The following is a 25,875-nucleotide window of genomic DNA, read 5'->3' as shown; positions in this document are numbered from 1 at the left end:
TATTTTTACACAATTGTCACGTTTTCAAATATTTAAATAAAAAAATGATGCTTGTTTTTACAACAAGCATCTTCAACATTAATCTTAAATTAAAATTTTAATAATTTAAAGCAGCACCAAATCCAAACCCCATATCACTATCATAATGCGTTGTAATTCCAAAGTTTCTTTTGACAATGTATTTTAAACCTGCCATATATTCTTTGTCAGTATTCCACATTAAATTCATTCTTAATCGTTTTGAAACAGGAATGTCTTTTCGCTCGAATTGTAATCGGAAATTACCATCGGTAAATACTTCGGCTTGTGCCACTATAAGCATTGGTAAAGTATAATTAACCCCTGCACTAAAAACAGCTCTTTTGTCTTTGGAATTGGATTGCCCAAATAGATTTCTTTCTTGCACGTCTATTCCCCCTTTTCTAGATCTCCAATCAAAACCTATAAAAGGCATTATCCATTGCATTTTGTCGATGTATCGCCCTATATGTGTTTCGGTTTCATAACCGTGGTGTTCTTTATAACCTAAACGCCATTCTGTTCCAATACTCCAACGAGTACTCCCTAACATTGCTTCCCCATCGTTTCCGTTTGTGGCAAAATCATTTTCAGCCATAAAATGAAACTCTCTGTCGTCAGCAAATAATTTTCGTTGTGCTAATTTTGGATTCAGAATTTCGGGATTTGGCGCTTGATTTTCATAAGAGAAAACTCTTCCCATACCGCTCATCATGTGGTACAAAATATGGCAATGAAAAAACCAATCACCACTTACATTTGCATTGAATTCTAAAGTATCGGTTTCCATTGGCATGATGTCAATGATATTTTTTAAAGGGGCATAATCTTCTTGTCCGTTGATTACCCTAAAATCATGTCCGTGCAAATGCATTGGGTGTCGCATCATAGAATTGTTGTGTAAAACGATACGCACATTTCCCCCTTTTTTAATTAAGATCTTGTCGGCTTCTGAAACTACTTTGTTGTCTAAACTCCAAACATAACGGTTCATATTTCCTGTTAGTTCAAACTTTAATTCTTTTACCGGTGCATCTTTTGGAAGATTGGTTTTTGTTGGCGATTTTAGCATGGCATAATTCAAGGTAACAAGATCAGAAAGTGCATTTGAATCATATTGATTTTTCATGCCGTGCATTTTATGGTCGCCGATATTCATACCCTCTTTTTTCTCCTTGCCTTTATCCTTATCTTTCATCTCCCCTTTATTCATCTCCATTTCATCCATTTTATCTCCCTCCATATTCATACCCGGCATTTTATCATCACCTTTTTTCTTTAGCTCACCTGTTATTTCCGGATACATAACTACATTCATATCCATTTTGTTGAGGCTCATCTGCATTCCCATATCGTCCAGATCTCCGTTCATTTTCATCATGTCGTTCATCATTTTCATCCCTTCAAAATATTTTAATTTGGGTAGAGGAGCTGTTAATTGCTTGATACCATTACCTAAATACAAGGACGCTGATTTTGTGCGGTCTTCTGGTGTGGCAAGAAATTCATATGCAGTTTTGTCTGCTGGTATAGTGACCACAACATCGTAAGTTTCAGAAACAGCAATTAGTAGCCTGTCTACTTCAACTGGTTCTACGTCGTTTCCATCGTTTGCCACAACGGTAATTTTGCCACCGGCATATGTCAACCAGAAATTGGTTGATGCGCCACCGTTTGCAATCCGTAAACGGACTTTATCGCCTGCTTTAAATTGTGTAAGTTGGCTTTCGTTTTTTCCGTTTATTAAGAATTTATCGTAAAAGATATCACTCACATCCATTGCGTTCATTCTTTTCCATTCGTTTTTGAGTTTGGTTTTAAAATAGCCGCTTCTTATGGCTTCAGCATAACTTTGGGTTGTTCCTTTTTTAATGGCAAACCAATCGGAAGCATTATGTAACATTCGGTGAACGTTTTCGGGATTCATATCTGTCCACTCGCTTAAAACTAATGGAACGGTTGGTAAATCATCAATACCTTTCCTAAAAGTTGGGGTATCTGCCTTTTTATTCATCACGAAAGAACCGTACATTCCGATTTGTTCCTGCAGACCAGTATGGCTATGGTACCAATGAGTTCCGTGTTGAATAATTGGAAAGGTATACAAATACGTAGTATGTGGCTTTATAGGCATTTGCGTAAGATTGGGCACACCATCGTATCGATTGGGTAGCATTAGTCCGTGCCAATGCAAGGATGTTTCTTCGTATAGCTCATTATGCACATATATTTCAGCAATGTCGCCTTCCGTAAATGTTAATGTAGGCATAGGTATTTGTCCGTTTACGGCAATGGCTCTTTTAGGTTTACCTGAAAAATTTACAATGGTGTCTTTTACATAAAGGTCATACCGGACTATTTTTTGTGCAGTTGCATTTAATGTAAAAAGTAATATTGTAATTATGATAATGATTTTATTTTTCATTTTCTAATTTTTTCAATAATAACTCCAACTCTAAAATTTGTTTTTTAAGTGATTCTACACTTTTCATTTTTTTTAATTCTGCTATTGATAAAGCTTTTTTGCCTGCTTCAATTGCACTTGAATAGTCTTTTAGTTCCGTTGCTATTTTTTGTCTTAAATTAGGATAATAGAAATTCTCTGGATCTAATTTCTCGGCTTCAATAAGCCAAGCTATTGCTTGTTTGTAATCTCTGTTTGTACTGTAATAATAGTTTGCTGCTTGAAATAATAAATTAGCATCTTGAGTCTTTTCTTTAATGATGTTTTTATCTATTACTGCTAAAATATTTTCATCTGCTTTACTTTTTAATGGAATTTTCACCATCGAATTTTCCCATATTATTTTTAGAAATCCCTCCCCTTTGTTATTAATGTCATTTATTTCGATTGTAAATATTTCATAAAAATTAGGTATGCTTTCTACTGGAACTGTAAAACGAAAAACATCTTTTTTGGCATCATATCCAGTTTCGCCGTGTAATGAGGTATCTGTATTTACAATTATTGTCCACTCCTTTTTAGAAGGTATTGTGAATATTGAGTAACTACCCATTTTTAAAGTAGTATTTCCAAATACAATATCTTCGTTGGTAGTTATTGAAGTACAATCACTAGCGCCAGTTCGCCAGAGTTTTTCAAAAGGCACTAATTCACCAAATATTTTTCTGCCTCTTGCTAGTGGTCTGCTGTAAGAAACTTTGATTATTGTGCTACCCAATTCTTGTTCAAATGATGCAGATGGACTTGCAGAAGTTAGTTTTATTTGAACTTTTTCTTGTGCCGAAATTATTAAAGCTTGTAAAATAAAGAAGTGTATTAGAATTATTTTTTTCATGGTTTTTGATTTTAATTGATTTTCTTTTTTTATTATTTTAATTTTCCTTCAGTTCCGCTGTTGCCCAGGTTTCAGTTTGCTCTTACTTGATTAATTTATAATTGTCCCTTTTACATAAAGGTTGTAATGAACGATTGTTTTGTAAATACACTATTAGAAAAGAACATAAAGTATGATTGCCTTGCAAGATGATTTTTTGTACGTTGATTTCGATTTTAAAATGTTTGAAATCCAAGTAACTATTATTTTTTAATACTTAGATTCAATACATAAATGCACTGAGCATTACTTAGTGAAGGTATGGTTACTTTATTTTTCATATACGGTTGATTGATAAGGAAATAATTTCGTCAATTTTAATTTTATTCGATTCATGCGGAATAGTATTACATGTTATCACTTTATCTGCTCCCGCAAAGAACAAATCGGAATAGGCATTATTTGCAAAAATTCCGTGGATACCAATACAAACCGGTTTTTTCATTCCTGCATTTATTAACTGACCAATGGTCTCGATCATAGTACTTGCAGTGGAAATAATATCATCTACTAAAACGGGAGTATACTCTTTATATTTCTCGAGATCCGGAACAGATATTTCTACCTCTTTGTCACTTCTTCTTATTTTTTTAAGAATAATGAAAGGTGCCCCTGCTTGATGAGCCACTTCGGAAACCCATTGTTCGCTTTCACTATCTGGACCAACTAACACAGGTTTTTCAATATCGCTGAGAATCCATTTTGAAATGAGATCTGCAGCATGAATCACGGTGGTTGGAATCGCATATATTTCGGACAAGGAACTTCTTCTATGCAGGTGAGGGTCAATAGTAATGAGTGAATCAGCAAATGACGAAATGAGTTTTGCAAAATAGGATGAAGTGACTCCTTCTCCCGGCTGAAAGCGTTTGTCCTGCCGCATATAAGCAAGATAAGGCACTACAGTACAGATGGATTTTGCGCCTAATTCTTTTGCGGTTTGTGATAAATAAAAGAGAGGCAATAATTTTTCATCAGGATTATTTAGTGTACAAATCAGTAGTACTTGCTTGTCTGACACATCGGATTCGATTTTGATATAGGTTTCACCATCGGGAAATTGGCGGATAATTGCCTTGCCTAATTCCGCATTACATTTTTCAGCTAAAGATTTAGTCAGTGCATCATTTCCGGGTAAAGCAAAAAATATTTTTTTCATCTGTAGCTAATATTTGTTTTCAAAGGAATATGGAATTCGTATCTCTTCATTAGTTTTTACATCGAGTTTGCCTAATGCTTATTTCATCTTAAACGATTTTGATTATAGGGTTTACAGATTTTAAATAGTCAACAGCGTATTGTAATTCTCCTTCCGATTCAGAATAAATGGTGAAGAGTGTCTGTTCTTTTTCTATTTTAGTTCCAATGGGTGAATTGAAATAAATTCCAGCTGAAGGAGATCGAGGAGCACCTGAAAGTTTGGCAATCTTCGCTAATTTTCTATTGTCGATGGCAGCTACAATTCCTGCAATTTCTGATTTGATTTCGATTTTATATTTTGCAAATTTTGGTTCAGTAATTCCTCCCTGTGCCAAACAGATCTTTTCAAACTTGTTATACGCTTTACCGCTTTCCAGAATTTGTCTTGCTTCCGAAACTCCTTTTCCTTTTTCAATTTTAGTTGATAATTCCAGTAATATTCCTGCAATCAGCACTGATTTTTCTTTTAAATCATTTGGAGCATCCTTGCAATTTCTCAATACTGCAAGTACATCCACTGCTTCCAAGGATGGGCCAATTCCTTTCCCAATGGGTTGTGAGCCATCGGTAATTAATACTTCAATATTTAATTTTATAGCATCGCCAACGGCTTTGAAATAATATTGCAGTTTCAATGCTTCATCGTGTGTTCGTACTTTTGCCGTTTCCCCAAAAGGAATTTCAATAACTACATGTGTTGAACCTGCGGCAGCCTTTTTTGAAAGTACGGAGGCAATCATTTGTCCTGAGCTGTCAATGTCTAAAGCTTTCTCCACGGCGATTAGAATATCATCTGCCGGACTCAATTTTGCCAAACGTCCCCATGCAAAACATCCGCTTTCCTTTTTTACTACCTCCTTTATTTTTTCAATGGATAGATTCACAATAGTTATTGTTTCCATTGTATCGGCTGTGCCCGCAGGAGAAGTGATGGCGCGCGAAGATGTTTTTGGAATTGTCAGTCCTGCTGCTGCAATGATTGCTACTACTATTGGAGTTGTCCGGTTTCCAGGCAGGCCACCAACAGAATGTTTATCCATGATGATTTTTTCGTCCCATTTTAATTTTGACCCGGAATCAATCATTGCTCTGGTAAGCCATGTGATTTCCTCCAAATCCAGATTGTCTCCGGCACATCCGGCAATGAAAGCAGCTATTTCGATGTCAGAATAAAGGCCATTGGTTATATCATTGATGATTTTACGGCAGGCAGTTTCATCAATTTTTTTGTGATATATTTTTGCACGAACATCGCCCAATGATTCAATCGGTTTAAGATGTGATACTGTAATTAAATCACCATCTTTGACATCGAGGCGCTTTAATGCTATATCGGAAAGTCCCGCTTCATTTTCCTGTAACAATTCAGAATGTACTACGTTTAACGTTGCAACGATATTTTTTTCGTTGTGGTGAACAACGAGTCGTGTAAGTGCCGAAAACCCTTCAGATCGACAAATATCACAGTCGATTAACATGTAAATATTATTCTCTCGGTAGGTATCTATTCCAAGAGACTTTACTTTTAACGGATTTGAATGATCATGGTGTTTCATTATTGCATCGTTTTTATCATTGTTATAGTAGCCTGGCGAGGGTAATGAAACTGAAGCTACAATGCCATAAATAAACTTCAATTTTTTTCCAACTTTAGAAAAACAAATATCACAAGCCATTCCGGTAATGGTGTAGGTTTGTCATTTTTATATTTTAAACATTACATTTCCATTCCCGCCATGGGGTCACTTCCTTTGCGGAATTTATATTCGCTGTTTATGGCATACGCTCCAGTAATGACTACTTTTTTAGATGGATCCATTTCCGATTTAATTTCAATCATCCCATTGGTTTCTGCTCCTGTTTCCACCATTAGGCTTTCAAATACTCCCGGTCTTTTTTCAATCCATACATAAGAAGCATTTTCTTCCCTGATAACAGCATCAGTAGGTATGAATACCCCTTTTATATTGGATTGTGTCAATTTTGCAATTGCCTGCATCCCGGGTTTTAACAGCAAGTTTTGATTGGGTACTTCCATTCGAATTAAAAGCAGTCTGGTTTCTGGATTTATTTCTGGATTAATAAAGGAGATTTTTGAATTTATAGTTTTATCTGGAAAATCGGTAAATGAAACTTTGGCGTTTTGTCCAAGGTGTATGCTTTTTGCATAATTTATATTCACCTGTGTTTCGAGCCAAAGACTATTTAAATCTGCCAATTTAATTATACCGGAACCTTCCATGATGTAACTGCCTTCTGTTGCTATTATCTCCGAGATAGTTCCACTGCTATTACTATAGAAAATAGTGTACGGAGAAATTTCTTTACTGGATTTTATAGTTTCAATTTGGGCATTGGATAAACCAAAGAACAATAGTTTTTGTTTGGCAGCAATGAGCATCGTACGTGCATTTTTTCCAAAATCACCTGGCATGGTAAGTTGTTTGTATGCTGTGAAGTAATCTTGTTTGGCTATGGCAATATCTTCACTATACAATTGATATACTGGTTCGTTTTTAGCAACATAATCTCCAACCGTTTTGAAATATAACTTTTCAATTCGCCCCATTGCTCTAGCAGAAATGGTGTTGATTTTTTCCTGATTAATCGTTAAAACCCCTGTGTAATTTTGCTCTAAACTGCTTTGAGTTTCTGCAACAGTTTGCGTGGTGATGTTTCCCAATTGTAGCTGCTGTTTACTCAAGCTTATCTCATTTGCAGCTGTGTCGTCACTTTTTATTGGAGTTAACTCCATATGACAAATAGGACATTTCCCGGACTTATCTTCCTTTACTTGAGGATCCATAGAACAAGTGTAAAAAATAGTTTCTTTGTTTTTATGTTTGCTATGGTCTTCTTTGTTTTTAGTATTGCAAGCTATAAATACTGTAAGTAGTATGGATAGAATGCCTATTATTTTTATCGTTTTCATAATTACTCGGTTTTAATAAAGCTTTCGCTATCAATTAAATATTGTGCATTTTTAGCAAGGGTATCTTCAACGGAAATTCCACTGATAATTTGAATAAAATCATCTATTTCAATTCCTGCTTTTATTGCAGTTGCTTTAAAGCCATTATTCTTTTTTATAAAAACTATTTTCTTGTTGCCAATACTCACTAATGCTTGTTTTTGCAACCAAACCCCTTGTATTGAATTTGTTTTCACAATTCCTTGTAATCGCAGACCTATGGGGAATTTCAGTTTATTGTTGTTTAGGTATACCCTAATTCTGTTGGATTTATCTGCTGGATTAAATTGAGTTTCAATAAAATTTATTTGTGCATCCATGAATTCATTTTTGTCTAATTCTGTAGCAATTTTGATAGTTTGATTGATTTTTATTAGACTATTGTAACCTTGACTAACATTAAAGATACCCCATACTTTATCTGTATTTACTAATTTAAAAACGACTTCTCCCTTTTTTATGTAGTTACCTTCCTTTATGTTTAATATTTCTGTATTGTTACTTGCATTTTGCATCGTCGAATTGCTTGTATTATCCATTTTTTCTGTTCCTTGAATAATTCCAGAAGCTGGACTGTAAATTGAAACTTGAGGATTTACTTTTTTGGAAGAAGACAATGAATTTATCTGATTTTTAGTCATTCCATAAAGCAATAATTTTTGCTTTGAGGCTTTAATAATTGATGTATTATCGGAATCATTGGAAACTAAATAAATAAAATTTTGCTGTTCTGTCAATAATTCAGGGCTGTATAAATCAAATAATTTCTGTCCTTTAGCTACTTTTTGGTACTTATAATTGACATACATTTTTTCTATTCTTCCACTTATTCGAGCAGCAATATTTACTGATGAATTTGGATCGTAAGACACTATTCCAGGTAAGTTTATCTCACTGCTTAATGTAGTGTCTTTAGCTGTTGTAGTTTGATAATTCCCGACGATAAAATTATCAGTAGGTTTCAAAAGATTGTCAATAGAATTGTCTTCCTCAGCTTGGTTTTCTGTTATTTTTATCACCAAAGTCATTCCGCAAATAGGACAGTTTCCAGGTTTATCTCTAATAATTTCGGGATGCATAGAACAGGTATAAACTTCTGTTTGATGTGAATTCTCCGAGTGATTCTCTGATTTTATTGCAAAGAAATAGACAGCAAATCCTATACTAGAAATTACGATTAAAATTAAACTATATTTTAAATATTTATTCATAATTATTTGATTTCCAGTTGTTTTTCAATTTCTACTTGTGTGCTTAAAATATTTTGTAATTTATCCAGAACATCAATTTGTGCCATATTTAATGCTTCCCAAGCATCCAATACTGCAAACAGATCTCCCGTATTATTCTGCCAAGCCAATATTGCAGTATCATAGTTTCGTTTTAAGGCAGGAATGATATTTTTTTCAGCAATATCATATTGTTTTTTTAAGTTTATCAATTCTGTATTCATACCCGAAATCATTCCTGCTGCTTCATTCAAAATCATTTGCTTTTGCCAGTTGAGACCTTCATTCTTGATTTTAAAACTGTTGATATTGGCTTTATTCATTTTTGTTGACCAAGGCATTGGAATAGTAATCATTCCCATTAAAGAGAATTGTTTTGGCTGTTCTCCAAAGGCAAACATATGGTCATATTTGACACCAAATTCGGGTAATAATTTTGCTTTTTCGGTTTCAATTTTTAATTGATTTAATACCATTGTTTTTTCAATAGCTTTAACATCACTTCGGTTTTGGGAAAGTGAGGTTGTATCTGCTTTTATGGTATCAAAATCATTTAATTTATAGGTTTCATCTATTTCAAACAAAGTGTTTTTATCTCTAGCCATCAAGGTATTTAGCATAATTCGCTTCTGGGAAATATCGTTTTGTAACATTACAATCATACTTTGTAATGCACCGTATTGCGATTTTGCTTTGTAATAGGTTGGCAATTTATCCATATTATACTGATAGCGTATTTCCATACTTTTTATCATATAGTCTAAGAGCAATAAATTATCATCCGCAATTTTTATTTTTTTATTTAATACCAGCCATTGGTAATAATTCGTTTTTGCCAGTGCCTTTAATTGATTAATCGTATACCCTTTATTTTCTTTTTCAACAGATGACATTGCATTCATGTAATTGAAATCAGACTTAAGTTTTCTAGCATTCGGTATCATTTGTGTAACACCAACCATGTAAGATCCCATACCTGGTCCCATTTCATCGGCTTTCCATAATTTACTATTGTAAGGTGTCATAAAAAAACCCGTTTCCACTTGTGGTGCCATCCAACTTTTGGCGCCTTTTGCAGCAGCATCCATACTTTGAATATCAGCATCATACATTTTTAGTTGTGGATTATTTGTTTTGATATTCGTCAAAACAGCATCCAACGAAAGTGTTTGCGCCACCATATTAGCAGTACTTAAAATCAAACAGCTTATTGCGATATAATAGTTATTCTTTAACATCTATAAGTTCTATTTTGCCTTTTGTTTTTAATTCTCGAAGTTTCACCATCTCAAAAACTATAGGGGTTACTAATAATACATAAATTGTTGAGGTAATTGTACCCCCAATGAGTGGAACCGTAATTGGCAGCATCACATCGGCACCCGTTCCTGTTGCCCAAAGAATAGGGATTAATCCAAACAGTGAAACGGAAACGGTCATCAATTTTGGTCTCAACCTTTTGGCAGAACCGTCAATAATGTACTGTTTCAAAATTGCTTCTGTAATTGTTGCTGCACTGTTCCCGTGTTTTTCTACCATTTTATTCATTGCTTCATTCAAATAAATAGTCATTAACATAGCGGTTTCGATTGCCATACCAAATAGTGCTATAAAACCAACTGCAACTGCAACGGATAAATTTATTCCATAAAAATAGACCATAAAAATCCCTCCAATCAAAGCAAACGGTACGGTTATCATTGTAATCAGTGCTTCTTTCATAGAATGATAGGTGAAGTACAGAATAAGGAAAATAATGATAACAACTATAGGTAAAATCATGCTTAATGTTTTGTTGGCTCTGATTTGGTTTTCCCACTGTCCGCTCCACTCCACATAATAGCCTTTTGGCATTTTAGTGATCATTGCATTCAATTTTTCCTGCGCTTCTTTTACCGTACTTCCAAGATCACGATCTCGCACATTAAACAGTACACTGCCTCGTAGCATTGCATTTTCGCTATTTATCATGGGAGGACCATCGCTTATTTTTACATCCGCGACGGCTTCTAATGGAATAGGACCAAACTCCATTGTTTGTACTTGGAGTTTTTTTAATGCCTCAATACTATTTCTGTATTCCTGAGCATATCTTGCATTTACAGAAAATCGTTGTCTTCCTTCTATAGTTGTGGTGAGTTTCATTCCACCAATAGACGCTTCTACCACATTGTTAATATCATCTATTGTAAGTCCGTATCTGCCAATGGCCTCTCTTTTTGCCTCGATATCGATGTACTTTCCTCCAGTAATCGGTTCCGCATATAAATCTTTTACGCCAGAAGTACCTTCAAGGGCTTTTTTTATTTTTTGAGATAAAACATTGATAGTGTCTAAGCTTGCTCCGTAAATCTTTATTCCTACATCGGTTCTAATACCAGTAGAAAGCATATTAATCCTATTAATGATGGGCTGTGTAAAACCATTCGTAACTCCTGGAATTTGAAGTTTATTATTTATTTCATTAACAATATCGGCTTTCGTTTTGTCTTCTCTCCATTCGTGTTGGGGTTTTAGTAAAACAATCGTTTCAATCATGCTTATTGGACTATTGTCGGTTGCTGTATTAGCGCGTCCGGCTTTTCCCAATACGTGTGCTACTTCGGGTATTGATTTTATCAATTTATCTTGCACTTGTAAAATTCTTTTTACCTCAGAATTGGATACGTCTGGCAATGTTACAGGCATAAAAAGCACGGAACCTTCATCTAAAGGGGGCATAAATTCTGTACCTAAACGGGTAAACATTAAAACGCCAATCAGGAGCGCAATTATATTAATACCTAATACTGTTTTCCTCCATTTTAAACAAAAAATTAAAATAGGAGTATAGATGCTTTCCAGTTTTTTGTTAATTGGATTTTTGTTTTCTGGACGAAGTTTACCTTTAAGCAGAAAACTAATTAGAACTGGAGTAAGGGTAATGGCTAAAAAAGCATCTACTATAAGTATAAACGATTTTGTCCAAGCCAATGGGCTGAATAATTTACCTTCCATACCCGTGAGAAGAAATACAGGTAAAAAGGAAGCTATCACAATGAGTGTTGAATAAAAGACACCTGGACCAACTAATTTTGAAGACTTTTCTATAAGCTGTAACTTTTCTTCAGAAGATAAGGGGTCATGTTCTTTTTTGAATATATTTTTTATTTTATCTTTCATTTTATTTCCGAATTATTTTGATTACTCACCATCTCTTCCTGTTTCTCCGAAATTGTCCTATACGCATTTTCCACCATTACAATTCCGTCATCGACGACAACACCTATAGCTAATGCAATACCCGTTAATGACATGATATTAGATGATATCCCAAATGCTTCAAGCAAAATAAAGCCAATAGCCACAGATATAGGTAATTGTATTAAGATAATTAAAGCACTTCTCCAATGAAAAAGAAAAAGTAGTATAACAATTGAAACAACAATCATTTCTTCTATTAAAGTACCTTTAACCGATGCGATAGCTTTTTCAATCAATTCACTTCGGTCATAAGACGTTTTAAAAGTAACGCCTTCAGGCAATCCTTTTTCAACTTCTTTCATTTTTTCTTTTACTGCTTTTATAACTTTATCTGCATTTTCACCATAACGCATGACTACAATTCCTCCTACAACTTCACCTGTTCCATTTTCGTCAAAAATTCCCAAGCGTAAATCTCCACCCATTTGTATCGAACCAATGTCTTTTACTTTTACTGGAACGGAATTATAATTTTTAACAGCAATGTCTTCTACATCTTTTATGTTTTTTATGTACCCTAAACCTCTTACTATGTAAGACATATTACTCATCTCAAATTTTCGACCACCAACATCATTATTATTTGCTTTGACTGCATTCATCACTTCCATCATACTCACATTGTAGTACTGCATTTTTAAGGGATCTAACACTAATTGGTACTGTTTTTCAAAACCCCCAAATGATGCTACTTCAGCCACGCCGGGAACAGTTTGTAATGCAAATTTCACGTACCAATCTTGTAAAGCTCTTTGTTCTCCCAAGTCCATACCGTTAGCCTTTAAATGATACCAAAAAACATGGCCAACTCCAGTTCCATCAGGTCCTAATGTGGGCACTACATTTTGAGGCAATAATCGTTGGGCATAATTCAACCGTTCCAACACTCGAGTTCTTGCCCAATACACATCTACATTATCTTCAAAGATTATATATACGAAGCTCATCCCAAACATAGATGCACCACGAATATTTTTGACTTTTGGTATTCCTTGCAGGTTTGAAACCAAAGGATAGGTTACTTGTGCTTCTATAACCTGTGGACTTCTTCCCATCCATTCTGTAAATACAATAACTTGATTCTCGGACAAATCCGGAATGGCATCTATGGGGTTTTGTTGTACGCTATAAATACCCCAAGCGAATAAGCAAGCTGAGACGAGAAGAACAACAAATCTATTTTTTAGTGAAAATGATATTAATTTTTCTACCATAATGTTTAGTTTTCTAATGAAAGACTATCTTTTGTTTTATTTATCCAATTGATTACTTCCTCTTTTTGAGCAGGTGTTACTATTGCATTTTTATGAAGTAGCGTGTAGGACGCTAAGGGCATTTCATCAGATTTTATTTGTTTGATGATAGCTTCTAATTTGTTTTCTTGTTTTCGCTTGGAGTACTTTCCAAACTCATTAAAGTTTAAATCCTTCTTACCGTCTTTAATGTGTTCTTCCATAAAAAACCGTGCTGGCTGAATGTAAGAATAGAATGGATAATTGGTATTGTTACTGTGACAATCGTAGCAAGATGTCCGTAAAATAGTTTCAACATTTTTAGGAACATCGTACATTTTTGTGAAATTTGCAGTTAATTCCTGCTCATAACTTTCATTACGAGCAGGTTGATATAACTGCATCAACAAAAAAATAACAAACCCAATTATGAGTATTTTCTTGATGATTTTTTTCATTTTATAATTGTTTTTTCATAGAACCACAAGTAAGCATTTTCGAACCGTAGTAAGGATTTTTTATTTCTTTGCTTTCACTTATCCAAATAGCACCTTTTCCTTCATTATACATAGGACAAAAGTCTTGATATAGTTTTTGTTTTGCTCCAAATATTTTTATCAAATCATTCACATCTTTACTCAACATCGCAAAATGTTCTCTTTGGTGGTCAATTTTTCCAACATTATCGCCAATGTGTTCTGCGTGTTCTTTAGCATCATCAGCAATATCAATATATTCTGTTTTCAATTTTGGATCTATTGTATTGGTATTGACTTTATTGAAAGTTGCATATAATGCTTTACCCGCATTGGCTGCTCCTTTTGTATCGTCTTTTGTGAGTGCGTTTTTTAGTTTTAAATAATCAGAAATTATTTCATTTGTAGAAAATGTTGTTTGGGTAACCAATGTAGCTTCATTATTAACTTCAACTGTTGTTGCATCATCGTGACTATGACTACCATCAGTATGATCATGAGCTGCTTCATTTTGTACAACTGGTTCGGTTAATTCCATTCCACATTTTGAACATTTTTCTCCTTTTTTTCCTGTTACTTCGGGATGCATAGAACACGCATACAATTGTGAAGCAGTTTCGGTCGTTTCAGAATTACTGGTTTGAGCTTCTTTGTTTTTTTGGTTACAAGAAACCAGTACAAATGACATCACTATGGTTGAAAGAATTAAATTTTTCATTTTTATTAATTGTTATTTGTTATTATTACTATTGGTGCATTTTTTATTTTTAACTTCTTACTTTTTAGACTTTTTTTCAGTCATTTCCATTCCACATTTAGGACATTCCCCTTTAGTGTCAGAAGTTGAGCCGTCCATTGGACAAACATATTTTGTCACAATTTTACTTTTAGGTTGACTGCCTTTTGTAGCATGGGTATCTATTTTTTCGGTGATTTTCACCATTCCTGTTCCGCATTTAGAACATTTTCCTTCGGTTTCTGAGATTGAACCGTCGATAGGACAGACATATTTTGCCACAATTTTACTCATAGGTTGACTTCCTTTTGTAGCGTGGGTATCTATTTTTTCGGTGGTTTTTACCATCTTCATTGCACATTTAGAACATTTTCCAGGTTTATCAGAAGTTGAGCTGTCCATTGGGCAAACATATCTTGTCACAGTTTTACTCATAGGTTGACTTCCTTTTGTAGTGTGTGTATCCATTTTTTCGGTGACTTTTGTCAAATCCATTCCACATTTTGGACATTTTCCTTCTATTAAACTCACTTCTTCTGGATGCATCGGACAGGTGTAAGTTGTTTTTTGAGCTTCTTTTTGCGAAGATTTTGTAGCTTCTTGAGCTGATGCCAATGTATTTACTGCTAAGAATACGCTTAGTACGATAGTTAATGTTTTCATTTTTTTTACAGTTTTAATTAATTGTTTATAATATTAAACACTGATCAATTGCAAGCTATTTAAATTGTTTATCAAATTTTCATTTGATATTTTAGAAATTAATAGTTTACATTTTTATTACAACCCCATTTGGTTTTTTACCAACATTGATTGTTTTAGTAACGATATGATTGGTAACATTTACAACAGAAACTGTATTTGCTGTTTGGTTGGTTACATAAGCAGTGTTTCCGTCCATAGTGAAAGAAATTGCGTGAGCACCAGCACCGGTATTAAAAGCTCCGCCGTGCATCCACATCATCATACCAGCATCCCAAGTCCAGTAATGTACTTTACCATTCATCGGGTCACTAACCCATAATTCACTTTTAGTCCCGTTGTGTGAAGCAATTCCGGGCATAAAACCTAAAACAATGGTTTGGTCAACGGCATTTGTAGCCACATTGATAACAGAAATAGATTGTCCGTCTTCATTATCAACATACATTTTACCATCACTACCAGTCCAAGCTCCGACAGGATTATCTCCTACTGTAACCGTTGCAATAACTGCTTTTGTTGACACATTAATTACAGAAACAGTATCATCATCGCCATTAGCAATATAGGCTTTTGTTCCGTCTGCTGAAAAAGTCAATTCTGCCGGCATCATACCTACAGTAATTGTACTTTTCAATGCATAAGTTGTAGCGTCATACACCAATACTTTACCATTCATATCCATTTGAGGCACCCAAATTTCTGTACCATTTGGAGAATAAATAGTATTGTGGTTCATTACAGATAACCCCATGTTTTTAACAATTGAACCAGTTATTGCATCAATAATAACAAGTTTCCCCGACATAGTTCCTGTTACTGCATGTCCTGTGCTTAAATCCATTCCTGGAACTCCAATTGCAAGATGATTTGAATGTGAAGAAATATGGTGTGGCCACATTATCATATCAGTCCCAGTTCCCATCAATGGAATTGTTGCCGTGACTTCATTATTTGATAATTTGATTACTGAAATTGTTGCATCTTCTCCATTCACCACATAAGCAGCAGGATAGTTTACGTTTAATGCTGCATTTGTCATATCCATATTATCATCTTTATTACAAGATGATAAAAGTATTACTCCAATTATTGATGCGGTAAAAAATATATTCTTCATATTTTAAAGTTTTAATTTTATTGTTTTATTGTTTCTACTGTTTTACCACAACTCAACATTTGTGAACCGTAGTAAGGATTTTTAACTGTATTTTCTTTACTTAACCAATTGGCATCTTGCATCGGGCAATATTGATAATAAACCGGTTCAGTAAATTTTGAAACTCTTATCAGCTCATACGTGTTTTTAGATAATGATTTGAAAAGTTCTCTTTGCTTTTTGATATCCTGTGTTTCAGAAATATTTTTTGCATCAGCAGTTAAATCTTTAAAAACTTTCATCCAAATCATATGCTCTTCCATTTTCAATGTTTCCATTTTTACTGCATTGATAGCCGAAAACAATTCTTTAGATTGCATTGAAGCTGTTTTGCCATCCGTTTTTACTAAAGCATCTTTCAATAAAAAGTAATTATCAAATACTGGTTTTAATTGATTTTGAGTTGCTTGTCCTATTTTTTGAGTTTCTGATTGATTGGCGTGAGCGCTATGATTTTCCATAGTTGCCATTTGCTTCGCCTTTTCGCTATCGCTCGGGTCTGATTTAATTTCGGTTTTTACTGCAACTTTTGCCTCTCTATCATATTGACAACAGCCATGAAGATTGTTATATACATCATCTGGAGCAAGAAATTTTTCACTATCATATCCAGCTAAAGCAATACGTTTTAGAATTTCATCTTGGTTGGTTTGTTTGGTATCATAAGTGATAGTAGCCATTCCAGTAGTAGCATTCCAATCTACTTTGGCAACTTTTTTGAGATTTCCTGCTTTTTCTATAGTAGCCTCACACATTCCACAGTTACCGAATATTTTTACGGTTTCAGTTTTAGCGTTTTTAATTTGCGCATTAGCGACTACGACTGATAGCAATAGAGTCATTGCTATCAATATTTTTTTTATTGATTTCATTGTAAAATAATTTTAAATTAAATTAGTTAAACAAGAACAAAATGACAGCACAACAAAGCCGTCCTTTTTGAAGATGAAATTAACTGAGAAAACAAATGATTTTAAAGCAATAATTGCTTTTTATTTGACACAATTATGGCTCTCAAATTTAAAATTTAGCCTATTTTTGGTATAAGCCATAAAGAATTGAAACCAGAAGAAATGGAGGTTTCGTAATTGTAAAAATTTTGTTTTTCTGAAAAGAAATTAAAAATATTTCTATTAAAGTTCAATTCATTAATAGAAACAGATGTGTTGCAAGAAGAAGCACAACCACATTTAGAATGACCACATTTTCCTCCACAACCTTTATGATTTTTATTCTTCGAATGATTATCACCTTCGCAACAATCTTTTTTATCTGTTTTAGAAGAGATTTCTTTTTTGCAAGATTGTTTTTCTGAATTGTTTCCACACGCAAAAGTTACCGTTGGCATCAAGAAGAAGCCAAGTACAACGATTAATAAAATGTGAAACTTTTTCATTTGTATCGAAAATCTAATATGAAACAAAGTTAGAGAAATAATCTTAATTCTCGCTAAAGACTTGTTAAAAAAATTTCATCACTACTATTTTTGGTTTGATTTATATTCTCATTAAAAGTATTATTAGGGAAGCAAATAGATAAAGACTTATCATAATCTAAAATTAGAAATTTGAATTCACTAGCTTTTAATGTTATCACATGGAAGATATATGGCTCTTCAAATCCATCGATAATTTTATCAAATTCTTTCCGTTGGTTAAATGAAAGCGATGAATACTCAGTTCTTCAGTCGGGGTGCGTTATCAATTAACTGGTTTTATAATCAACAATTATATTTCTTTTAATTTGTAAAAATTACTAATCTACATGTTACAAGTGTTCAGTAAATTAAAAACAATCTTTTATTCCTGAAAACAAAAATACTGACTATCAATCAATTAAATATTTTTATCTCGACGAGATGTCACTAAGCATAATTGAAGAATCAATTATAATAGAATATTTATAAAAAAATTAACAACCGAGACAGCGAATTAAATAATATCTTTGCTGCCAACATGGCAAAAAAATTCTACATACTATTAATTGTTACGCTTGGCTTCCTTATAGGGCCAACGCTGGCTTTTGCGCATAGTAATAAGGCAAGTATGACATGTTGTAAAAAAGAATCCGCAGCAAAAACATGTTGTAAAGAGAAAGATTCTAAAAAGAAAGGACATAATTGCGATAATAGTTGTGTTGGTAATTCTTGTGGGTGTCCAACTACTTACTGCGGTTCCACTTCTATGGTTTTTTTCCAAACAGAAAATAATTCTCTTTTTAGTTTTTCAGAAAAAAAACAAGATTACTTTTATTCAGAAATTTTTATTTCTTCAGATTTCCGTTCTATCTGGCTTCCACCTAAATTAAGCTAGATTCCTTTTTGACAGCCATAAGTCTGTCTCTTCCAAAGCCTATTTAAGGCTAAAAATCATTAAAATATTTAATCCGATTCATTTTCAGATATAGCTGTATTTGCTGTGCTTCTGTCATGTTTTCGAATTAATTCACTCAAAAAAAATAAAACAATGAACTCAATAAAAAAATTATTGATGGCAATGACTCTATTGCTATCAGTCACTTTCGCCAGCGCGCAAATAAAAAACAAAACAACTGAAACCGTAAAAATCAATGGTAATTGTGGTATGTGTAAAAAAACTATTGAAACGGCTGCAAACATTGATAAAGTTGCCAAAGTAAATTGGGACACGAACACCAAAACCGCTACAGTTACCTACGATACAAAGAAAACCAATCTGGATGCGATACTAAAACGTGTTGCAGATGCTGGATATGACAATGAAAAATTTAATGCCCCAAATGCTGTTTACGATGAATTGCACGGATGTTGCCAATATGATAGAGAAGCAAGTCCTAAAAAAGCGGAGTAATCATAATCAAATCATTTAAATTAAATTTCATGTTCAAAATAAAAAATATAATCACATTATTCTCCCTGATAGCAACTGTTTCTATAGCAAGTGCACAAATAAAAATAGGAGATTCTTTTCCAGATGTTCAGCTTCAAAACAATAAGAACGCTACAGTTAAACTAAATACTTTTAAAGGAAAAACAGTTTTGGTAGATTTTTGGGCATCATGGTGCGCACCTTGCCGAATGGCCAATAAAAAATTGGTAAAAATATATGATCAATACAAAGGTCAGAATTTTGAAATCGTTGGAATATCAATTGATATCGATAAATCAAAATGGTTAAAAGCCATTGAAAAAGACAAAATGAAACACCAGCAATTAATCGACCCGAAAGGTTTTGATGCCAAAACAGCTGTAACCTTTGGAGTTGATTCTTTGCCATCGACCTATCTTTTTGATGCATCAGGAAAACTGATTGCCATCAATCCAACCGAAGCACAAATAATTGCTCAAATCAAAAAAAACAAAAAATAAAATGAAAACATTACATATAAAATTCGTAGCCGCTACACTTTTAGTATTATTAACTGGTGTAAAATCATATTCTCAAATCACTAAAGCCGAAATAATGGCAACGGGATTAACTTGTTCTATGTGCTCTAATGCGATAAATAAACAATTAAAATCTTTTACCGAAGTAGATAGTATTGGTACTGATTTAAACACAAATACGTTTACCGTTTATTTTAAAAAAGATAATTCATTACAACCTAAAGTATTGAAAAACGCTGTTGAAAAAGCTGGTTTCTTCGTAGGTTCTATGGTTTTGACCGCAAAGTTCCATACTCCAAAAATTGAAGATAATACAACGCTAAAAGTCGATGATGCTACGTATACTTTCATCGACATTAAAAATCCAGTAGCTCATGAAGAAACAAAATACAGAGTTCTGGATAAAGGTTTTGTAACCCAAAAAGAGTATAAAAAACTAATTAAATCATATTCAAAATATCCAGGTTATACAACAGAAAATGAAAATGATTATTATTTAAAAGCATTATAGAAATGAAATATCTATCAATTATTTTCTTATTGTTTGTTTCATTCAAAATAGATGCACAGGAATTATTTGTAGTAACCGAGCCCGCCAGTAATGCTCCGGCGGGTTCTGTTGGGGTTCGTGTTGGGCAATCTTTTATGAAAAACCAAATGGAAAGTGGCTCAATGTATAATTTAACGCCCGAAGTCACTTGGGGAATCAATAAGAATTTAATGGTTCGTACGAGTGCTTTTCTGAACAATGAAAACAACGGATTGGGACTAAAAGGCGGTGGTGCTTATGCCAAATACCGATTTTTATCTGTAGATGATTTGCAAAGTCATTTTAGGATGGCGGCTTTTGGTCGATACAGCTGGAACAATTCGGTAATTCATCAGGAAGCGATTGACTTAGCAAATGGAAATTCAGGTTACGAAGCAGGTTTAGTGGCTACACAATTAATCCATAAAGTGGCCTTAAGTTCTTCTGTAAGTTATGCTAGAGCCCTTAATAACAGTGATTATAGCTTTCCAGAACATTTAGGAAACAGTGCCGTAAATTATACCCTTTCTGTAGGGAAATTGATGTATCCTAAAAAATATACTAGTTTTGAACAAACCAACATCAATGCGATGCTGGAATTTACTGGACAAACTATAACCGAAAACGGAAAATCATATCTAGATCTAGTTCCTTCTATTCAGTTTATAATTAACAGTCAGGCAAGAATCGACCTTGCTTACAAAAAAGAATTGTATAGCTCAATGCAACGCGCAACAGCTGATGGTATCTTCTTAAAACTGGAATATACTTTCTTCAATGTTACCAAATAAATTACTTTTCCTAAAATCTTAATTTAAGCTTTTAGTTCTGAAATTATTCAAAGATTTTGACTCTTTCAGAATATATATGGGGCTAAAAAAATAAATGTTTTCGATGGCATTTTTTTGCCATTGAGACATCTACTATGAATTATAGGGAAAAGGTTCATAAACATTTCAAAAAAATTAAATTATCACTAGAACTAGTTGTTCTGATTAAACTTATAATAATGAAAAAAATCTTTTACTTACTACTCTTGGGCTTTGTTTTTGTCAAAGCTCAGGCACAAATTATAAATCCTGTGAAATGGGAAGCAGCAATTGAGAAAAAATCCAACTCTGAGTACATCCTTACTTTTAATGGTGATATCGAAGCAGGTTGGCACGTATATTCTCAATTTACACCTGAAGATGGTCCTCTTCCTGCCGAATTCATTTTTCACGATAGTAAAAACAATTATGAATTTATTGGAAAAGCAACCGAAAGTGAAACCAAACGAGAGTTTAATGAAATCTTTGGTGTCGATGAAATCTTCTTTTCCGATAAAGTTACTTTTACCCAATTAATCAAACAGATTAATCCAGAAAAGGAAATTATACAAGTGGAGCTTTCTTACCAAGTTTGCAAGGAAAACTGTATTAGCGAAACAAAATACTTTGAGTTTGATCTTAAAACGCTTGAAGCAAAAGAAATCCAGGCTTCCGATATTGCAAACGAAAAAACTACCAAAACGGATGCAAATACAGCGGTAGAAAAACAACCAGAATCTAATGAATCTGATTCTAGTTTATATATGATTTTCTTTATTGCTTTCCTATCTGGTTTTGCGGCATTGCTTACTCCTTGCGTGTTTCCGATGATTCCAATGACAGTAAGTTTCTTTACAAAACAAAGCCAAAACAAAGCCAAAGGAATTAAAAATGCCATTATCTATGGTATATCAATCGTCTTGATTTATGTATTTCTAGGAACTGTAATTACCCTTATTTTTGGAGCAGATGCGTTAAATGCATTGTCAACCAATGTCTGGTTTAATGTTATTTTCTTTGTATTATTGGTTGTATTTGCTCTATCGTTTTTAGGTGCTTTCGAAATCATGTTGCCTAATTCGTGGGCCAATAAAGTAGACCGTCAAGCGGATAAAGGTGGCATATTAGGAATCGTGTTTATGGCATTGGCACTGGCAATAGTTTCGTTTTCTTGTACCGGACCAATTATAGGGACCTTATTAGTCGAAGCTGCTTCCAAAGGTGGAATTGCACCAATTGTGGGAATGTTAGGTTTTTCTTTTGCTTTAGCATTACCTTTTATGCTGTTTGCCATGTTCCCGGGTTGGTTAAATACATTACCAAAATCTGGCGGATGGTTAAATACAGTAAAAGTATTTTTAGGTTTTATAGAATTGGCTTTGGCTTTTAAATTCTTGTCTAATGCCGATTTGGTATTGCAATTACATTGGTTTGAAAGAGAAATATTCTTAGCCATTTGGATAGCGATATTCGGTACTTTGGCATTCTACTTATTCGGAAAAATAACCTTGCCACATGATTCTCCTTCGTCTTCAATTTCAGTAGGAAGATTATCTGTTGGACTAGTGGTATTGGTATTTACAATATATCTTATTCCGGGTTTATGGGGTGCTCCATTAAAATTAATAAGTGGCTTTCCTCCACCTATGACCTATAGCGAATCTCCATACGGTGTAGGCGGCTCCAACAGAGAATCTACATCAGCAATAGCATTACCAGACGGAGCACATAAAGGACCACATGATATTATGGCTTTTACCGATTATGAAAAAGGATTGGCTTACGCCAAAAGTGTAAACAAACCTATTCTCTTAGATTTTACAGGATTTGCTTGTGTAAATTGCCGAAAAATGGAAGATTATGTTTGGTCGGATCCTCGCATTTTATCTATTTTAAATAATGAAGTAGTTCTTATTTCACTATATGTTGATGACAAAAGAGAATTGCCTATCGAAGAACAATATGTCTCTAAAGAAACTGGCAAAAAGATAAAATCAATAGGAAACAAATGGAGTGATTTTCAAATTACACGTTATAAAGCAAATGCTCAACCCTATTATATCATATTAGATACTAATGAAAAAAGTTTAAATAAACCCGCTGGATATACACCTGACATTGCAGAATATGAGCAATGGCTGAAATTAGGTATTAAACAGTTTCAAAAATAGAAAAGAGCTGTCCAAAAATGATTTGGACAGCCTCTTCTTATTTATATCAGATTTAAAACTTCATTCGCTGTATTCTCACTGCATTTAAAATAGCTAATAAAGCCACACCAACATCGGCAAAAACAGCTTCCCACATGGTGGCTAAACCTCCGGCACCAAGAACCAGTACAATTGCTTTTACTGTGAATGCCAACCCAATGTTTTGCCAAACGATTTGTTTTGTTTTTCTACCAATATTTATTGCTGTAAAAATTTTCGTGGGCTGGTCGTTTTGAATAACAATGTCAGCAGTTTCAATTGTTGCATCACTTCCTAAACCCCCCATTGCAATACCGGCATCGGCAAGGGCTACAACCGGCGCATCGTTTACCCCATCACCCACAAAGGCAATTCTTAGGTTTTGCTTTTTAAGCTCTTGAACTTTTTGGATTTTGTTTTCGGGTAACAAATCTCCAAAAGCCTGATCAATGTTTAATTCTTTGGCAATTGCTGAAACTACTGCTTGTTTATCGCCTGAAAGCATTATGGTCTTAATATTTATTTTGTGTAAACTTTGAACTGCTTCTTTTGCATCTTCTTTAATCTCGTCAGCAATTAGAAAATAGCCGGCATATTTTTGATTGATCGCAATAACGATAATTGTAAAAGGGGTGTTGTCGATTTCGGGATCATAACTGATATTGAATTTTTTTATCAGTTTTATATTTCCTGCCAAGATTTCGTTTCCATCTACTTTTCCTTTAAGTCCATGGCCCGCTATCTCTTCAACATCAGTAACGCTTACATTTTTCTCTGAACCTTTAGCATATTCGATAATGGCAGTGCCGACCGGATGCGTCGATTTGGTTTCAAGCGCGGCTGTATATTTTACTAAATCGGCTTCGGGAATACCCACGGCAACTACTTTTTGAACTTTGAAAACTCCTTTGGTCAATGTTCCTGTTTTGTCCATAACGATTACCTGAACGGAAGCCATTAGATCAAGAAAATTTGACCCTTTGAATAAAATTCCATTTTTACTTGCTGCTCCAATACCACCGAAATAGCCTAATGGAATGGAAATTACCAAAGCACAAGGACAAGAAATTACCAGGAAAATTAATGCCCTGTACAACCAGTCATTAAAATCGTAGTTTTCGACAAATAGCATTGGAAGTAAACAAATCCCGATTGCCAGAAATACGACTACTGGCGTATAGATTTTGGCAAATTTTCTAATGAATAATTCAGTTGGTGCTTTTTTGGATGTTGCATCTTGTACCATTTCGAGAATTTTAGACAATTTACTATCGGTGTAGGCCGTAGTTACCTCAACAAGAACAACTGTATTGAGATTGATCATTCCGGCAAGAACGGTTTCACCTTTTTGTTTGGTATCTGGCTTACTTTCTCCCGTTAGCGCCGCGGTGTTGAACGAGGCTGTATCAGAAAGTAATTTTCCGTCTAATGCTAATTTTTCTCCCGGTTTTAATTGAATGATTTCTCCAATGGTGATTTCGGATGCTTTTTTAGAAATGGCATTTTCACCTTCCATTACAGTTGCAGTATCCGGTCTTTGGTCTAATAAGAATTTGATGTTTGATTTTGCTCTTTGAACTGCTAATGTTTGAAACACTTCGCCAACGGCATAAAACAGCATTACAGCAACACCTTCGGGATATTCACCAATATAGAAGGCTCCTAAAGTGGCAATGGACATCAATAAAAACTCTGTGAAAATTTCTCTTTTTTTTATGGCTTCCAATGCTTCTTTGAACACTGGAAATCCAACAGGTAAATAGGCTATTATATACCACGCAATTCTAACCCAACCCATAAACCAAGTTTGTGGAAAATAGTTATCAAAAACAATTGCAATTAGTAATAAACAAAGAGAGATAATTGCAGGAAGAAACATTTTGAACGTACTTTCATTACCGCCTGAATGGTCGTGGTCGTGTCCATCATCATCAGAATGATTTTCAGGTTCTTTGTGAGTGGAACAACATCCAGTTTCATTATCCGTTTTGCTATTTATTTTTTCTTCTAGTGTGCAACAAAGCTGTTTGCCGTTTGCATCGTATTTATGTTGGTGTTTCATTTTTATTTTTTTTTAAATCCACAAAATTGAAAATCCTGAACCGTATCAAATGGAGTAATATGGTTTTCCGTAAAACATTTTATAACTTCAAAATTTTCACTAAAAGTAAGCTCCATCTCATTTTCGGAATATTGTTTTATTTCTAATCCACTGCATTTAAGTGGTCCATTTTCAGAAAAAGTACCTAATAGAAAATTTCCGTTATCAGCCATAGCATTATTTACTATTGCTATATACTTATTGATGCTTTCCTGTTCTGTCAAGAAATGGAAAACAGCTCTGTCGTGCCAAAAATCAAAAATTACTTGGGGTTTAAATTCTGTAATATCAGAGATTATCCAATGTACTTTATCGGCTTTATCTCCTAAACGCTTTTTTGCTCTTTCTAAAGCAAATTCAGAAATATCTAATACCCAAATATTTTCATATCCCTTTTCAATTAAGGCATCTACTAAATTACTATCGCCACCACCAATATCAATTATATTAGCGATTTTCGATAGGTTCAAACTTTCTAAATAATCCATTGAAGTTTTTGGATATTTTTGTGTCCAACTTACCTCGTTTGGATTTTTAGTTGCAAAAACATTTTCCCAATGTGATTTGTTATTTTCCATT

At 33.9% G+C, this 25,875-nt stretch carries 23 protein-coding genes; 6 read left to right on the top strand and 17 right to left on the bottom strand.

Going from position 1 to position 25,875, the window contains the following annotated elements; genetic code table 11:
* Window positions 1-97 precede the first annotated feature (97 nt).
* From ACNQGN_RS11105 to ACNQGN_RS11035, 15 genes are all read right to left on the bottom strand, one after another.
* The gene (locus ACNQGN_RS11105; RefSeq protein ID WP_417987900.1) at window positions 98-2,443 is read right to left on the bottom strand and encodes a multicopper oxidase domain-containing protein; all 2,346 of its coding nucleotides are present in this window, start codon (window positions 2,441-2,443) and stop codon (window positions 98-100) included.
* Window positions 2,433-3,317, bottom strand: a complete 885-nt coding sequence (locus tag ACNQGN_RS11100; RefSeq protein ID WP_417987899.1) for a DUF2911 domain-containing protein — start codon at window positions 3,315-3,317, stop codon at window positions 2,433-2,435. Before ACNQGN_RS11100 ends, ACNQGN_RS11105 begins: the two co-directional genes overlap by 11 nt.
* 316 nt (window positions 3,318-3,633) lie before the next feature.
* On the bottom strand, window positions 3,634-4,515 hold the full coding sequence (locus ACNQGN_RS11095) for a ribose-phosphate pyrophosphokinase (RefSeq protein WP_417987898.1): 882 nt from the start codon (window positions 4,513-4,515) through the stop codon (window positions 3,634-3,636).
* Between the two features lie 88 nt (window positions 4,516-4,603).
* Entirely contained in the window at window positions 4,604-6,232 is a 1,629-nt protein-coding gene (locus ACNQGN_RS11090) for a thymidine phosphorylase family protein (RefSeq protein WP_417987897.1), read from the bottom strand.
* Window positions 6,233-6,273: 41 nt separating this feature from the next.
* Entirely contained in the window at window positions 6,274-7,488 is a 1,215-nt protein-coding gene (locus ACNQGN_RS11085) for an efflux RND transporter periplasmic adaptor subunit (RefSeq protein WP_417987896.1), read from the bottom strand.
* Between the two features lie 2 nt (window positions 7,489-7,490).
* Window positions 7,491-8,738, bottom strand: coding sequence for a heavy metal-binding domain-containing protein (locus tag ACNQGN_RS11080; RefSeq protein WP_417987895.1), 1,248 nt, complete (start codon window positions 8,736-8,738; stop codon window positions 7,491-7,493).
* 2 nt (window positions 8,739-8,740) lie between these two features.
* Entirely contained in the window at window positions 8,741-9,994 is a 1,254-nt protein-coding gene (locus ACNQGN_RS11075) for a TolC family protein (RefSeq protein ID WP_417987894.1), read from the bottom strand.
* The gene (locus ACNQGN_RS11070) at window positions 9,981-11,918 is read right to left on the bottom strand and encodes an efflux RND transporter permease subunit (protein WP_417987893.1); all 1,938 of its coding nucleotides are present in this window, start codon (window positions 11,916-11,918) and stop codon (window positions 9,981-9,983) included. Before ACNQGN_RS11070 ends, ACNQGN_RS11075 begins: the two co-directional genes overlap by 14 nt.
* Window positions 11,915-13,213 (bottom strand): efflux RND transporter permease subunit, encoded by a 1,299-nt coding sequence (locus tag ACNQGN_RS11065; RefSeq protein ID WP_417987892.1) that lies wholly within the window; start codon window positions 13,211-13,213, stop codon window positions 11,915-11,917. Before ACNQGN_RS11065 ends, ACNQGN_RS11070 begins: the two co-directional genes overlap by 4 nt.
* Window positions 13,214-13,218: 5 nt before the next feature.
* Window positions 13,219-13,689, bottom strand: coding sequence for a heme-binding domain-containing protein (locus tag ACNQGN_RS11060; protein ID WP_417987891.1), 471 nt, complete (start codon window positions 13,687-13,689; stop codon window positions 13,219-13,221).
* A 1-nt stretch (window position 13,690) separates the two neighbouring features.
* Window positions 13,691-14,425 carry a DUF3347 domain-containing protein gene (locus ACNQGN_RS11055; protein ID WP_417987890.1) on the bottom strand — a complete coding sequence of 245 codons (735 nt, stop codon included), beginning with the start codon at window positions 14,423-14,425 and terminating at the stop codon, window positions 13,691-13,693.
* Window positions 14,426-14,482: 57 nt separating this feature from the next.
* On the bottom strand, window positions 14,483-15,106 hold the full coding sequence (locus tag ACNQGN_RS11050) for a heavy metal-binding domain-containing protein (RefSeq protein WP_417987889.1): 624 nt from the start codon (window positions 15,104-15,106) through the stop codon (window positions 14,483-14,485).
* 106 nt (window positions 15,107-15,212) lie between these two features.
* A complete protein-coding gene (locus tag ACNQGN_RS11045; RefSeq protein ID WP_417987888.1) occupies window positions 15,213-16,265 on the bottom strand; it encodes a YncE family protein in 1,053 nt (350 codons plus the stop codon).
* Window positions 16,266-16,282: 17 nt separating this feature from the next.
* Window positions 16,283-17,176, bottom strand: coding sequence for a DUF3347 domain-containing protein (locus ACNQGN_RS11040; protein WP_417987887.1), 894 nt, complete (start codon window positions 17,174-17,176; stop codon window positions 16,283-16,285).
* 155 nt (window positions 17,177-17,331) lie between these two features.
* Complete coding sequence (locus ACNQGN_RS11035) at window positions 17,332-17,700, bottom strand: hypothetical protein (protein ID WP_417987886.1); 369 nt, start codon at window positions 17,698-17,700, stop codon at window positions 17,332-17,334.
* A 559-nt stretch (window positions 17,701-18,259) separates the two neighbouring features.
* Here ACNQGN_RS11035 and ACNQGN_RS11030 point away from each other — a divergent pair.
* From ACNQGN_RS11030 to ACNQGN_RS11005, 6 genes are all read left to right on the top strand, one after another.
* The gene (locus ACNQGN_RS11030; protein WP_417987885.1) at window positions 18,260-18,616 is read left to right on the top strand and encodes a hypothetical protein; all 357 of its coding nucleotides are present in this window, start codon (window positions 18,260-18,262) and stop codon (window positions 18,614-18,616) included.
* A gap of 153 nt (window positions 18,617-18,769) precedes the next feature.
* Window positions 18,770-19,132 carry a heavy-metal-associated domain-containing protein gene (locus tag ACNQGN_RS11025; RefSeq protein WP_417987884.1) on the top strand — a complete coding sequence of 121 codons (363 nt, stop codon included), beginning with the start codon at window positions 18,770-18,772 and terminating at the stop codon, window positions 19,130-19,132.
* A 29-nt stretch (window positions 19,133-19,161) separates the two neighbouring features.
* Window positions 19,162-19,650 carry a TlpA family protein disulfide reductase gene (locus ACNQGN_RS11020; protein WP_417987883.1) on the top strand — a complete coding sequence of 163 codons (489 nt, stop codon included), beginning with the start codon at window positions 19,162-19,164 and terminating at the stop codon, window positions 19,648-19,650.
* 1 nt (window position 19,651) lies between these two features.
* On the top strand, window positions 19,652-20,179 hold the full coding sequence (locus tag ACNQGN_RS11015; RefSeq protein WP_417987882.1) for a heavy-metal-associated domain-containing protein: 528 nt from the start codon (window positions 19,652-19,654) through the stop codon (window positions 20,177-20,179).
* A 2-nt stretch (window positions 20,180-20,181) separates the two neighbouring features.
* The gene (locus ACNQGN_RS11010) at window positions 20,182-20,988 is read left to right on the top strand and encodes a hypothetical protein (RefSeq protein WP_417987881.1); all 807 of its coding nucleotides are present in this window, start codon (window positions 20,182-20,184) and stop codon (window positions 20,986-20,988) included.
* A gap of 218 nt (window positions 20,989-21,206) precedes the next feature.
* Window positions 21,207-23,177 carry a protein-disulfide reductase DsbD family protein gene (locus ACNQGN_RS11005; RefSeq protein ID WP_417987880.1) on the top strand — a complete coding sequence of 657 codons (1,971 nt, stop codon included), beginning with the start codon at window positions 21,207-21,209 and terminating at the stop codon, window positions 23,175-23,177.
* A gap of 52 nt (window positions 23,178-23,229) precedes the next feature.
* Here the strand turns inward: ACNQGN_RS11005 and ACNQGN_RS11000 are convergent, their stop codons facing one another.
* Window positions 23,230-25,257, bottom strand: coding sequence for a heavy metal translocating P-type ATPase (locus ACNQGN_RS11000; protein WP_417987879.1), 2,028 nt, complete (start codon window positions 25,255-25,257; stop codon window positions 23,230-23,232).
* 2 nt (window positions 25,258-25,259) lie between these two features.
* Complete coding sequence (locus tag ACNQGN_RS10995; protein WP_417987878.1) at window positions 25,260-25,874, bottom strand: class I SAM-dependent methyltransferase; 615 nt, start codon at window positions 25,872-25,874, stop codon at window positions 25,260-25,262.
* Between the last annotated feature and the right edge of the window lies 1 nt (window position 25,875).

Source organism: Flavobacterium rhamnosi, from assembly GCF_048286515.1.
Taxonomy (GTDB): domain Bacteria; phylum Bacteroidota; class Bacteroidia; order Flavobacteriales; family Flavobacteriaceae; genus Flavobacterium.
Note: the sequence above shows the minus strand (reverse complement) of the source record. Positions and strands in the feature narration are given on the sequence as shown.

Coding starts and splice junctions, on each gene's coding strand:
- ACNQGN_RS11105 (WP_417987900.1), bottom strand. CDS start 2,443: ATGAAAAATAAAATCATTATCATAATTACAATATTACTTTTTACATTA.
- ACNQGN_RS11100 (WP_417987899.1), bottom strand. CDS start 3,317: ATGAAAAAAATAATTCTAATACACTTCTTTATTTTACAAGCTTTAATA.
- ACNQGN_RS11095 (WP_417987898.1), bottom strand. CDS start 4,515: ATGAAAAAAATATTTTTTGCTTTACCCGGAAATGATGCACTGACTAAA.
- ACNQGN_RS11090 (WP_417987897.1), bottom strand. CDS start 6,232: ATGGCTTGTGATATTTGTTTTTCTAAAGTTGGAAAAAAATTGAAGTTT.
- ACNQGN_RS11085 (WP_417987896.1), bottom strand. CDS start 7,488: ATGAAAACGATAAAAATAATAGGCATTCTATCCATACTACTTACAGTA.
- ACNQGN_RS11080 (WP_417987895.1), bottom strand. CDS start 8,738: ATGAATAAATATTTAAAATATAGTTTAATTTTAATCGTAATTTCTAGT.
- ACNQGN_RS11075 (WP_417987894.1), bottom strand. CDS start 9,994: ATGTTAAAGAATAACTATTATATCGCAATAAGCTGTTTGATTTTAAGT.
- ACNQGN_RS11070 (WP_417987893.1), bottom strand. CDS start 11,918: ATGAAAGATAAAATAAAAAATATATTCAAAAAAGAACATGACCCCTTA.
- ACNQGN_RS11065 (WP_417987892.1), bottom strand. CDS start 13,213: ATGGTAGAAAAATTAATATCATTTTCACTAAAAAATAGATTTGTTGTT.
- ACNQGN_RS11060 (WP_417987891.1), bottom strand. CDS start 13,689: ATGAAAAAAATCATCAAGAAAATACTCATAATTGGGTTTGTTATTTTT.
- ACNQGN_RS11055 (WP_417987890.1), bottom strand. CDS start 14,425: ATGAAAAATTTAATTCTTTCAACCATAGTGATGTCATTTGTACTGGTT.
- ACNQGN_RS11050 (WP_417987889.1), bottom strand. CDS start 15,106: ATGAAAACATTAACTATCGTACTAAGCGTATTCTTAGCAGTAAATACA.
- ACNQGN_RS11045 (WP_417987888.1), bottom strand. CDS start 16,265: ATGAAGAATATATTTTTTACCGCATCAATAATTGGAGTAATACTTTTA.
- ACNQGN_RS11040 (WP_417987887.1), bottom strand. CDS start 17,176: ATGAAATCAATAAAAAAAATATTGATAGCAATGACTCTATTGCTATCA.
- ACNQGN_RS11035 (WP_417987886.1), bottom strand. CDS start 17,700: ATGAAAAAGTTTCACATTTTATTAATCGTTGTACTTGGCTTCTTCTTG.
- ACNQGN_RS11030 (WP_417987885.1), top strand. CDS start 18,260: ATGGCAAAAAAATTCTACATACTATTAATTGTTACGCTTGGCTTCCTT.
- ACNQGN_RS11025 (WP_417987884.1), top strand. CDS start 18,770: ATGAACTCAATAAAAAAATTATTGATGGCAATGACTCTATTGCTATCA.
- ACNQGN_RS11020 (WP_417987883.1), top strand. CDS start 19,162: ATGTTCAAAATAAAAAATATAATCACATTATTCTCCCTGATAGCAACT.
- ACNQGN_RS11015 (WP_417987882.1), top strand. CDS start 19,652: ATGAAAACATTACATATAAAATTCGTAGCCGCTACACTTTTAGTATTA.
- ACNQGN_RS11010 (WP_417987881.1), top strand. CDS start 20,182: ATGAAATATCTATCAATTATTTTCTTATTGTTTGTTTCATTCAAAATA.
- ACNQGN_RS11005 (WP_417987880.1), top strand. CDS start 21,207: ATGAAAAAAATCTTTTACTTACTACTCTTGGGCTTTGTTTTTGTCAAA.
- ACNQGN_RS11000 (WP_417987879.1), bottom strand. CDS start 25,257: ATGAAACACCAACATAAATACGATGCAAACGGCAAACAGCTTTGTTGC.
- ACNQGN_RS10995 (WP_417987878.1), bottom strand. CDS start 25,874: ATGGAAAATAACAAATCACATTGGGAAAATGTTTTTGCAACTAAAAAT.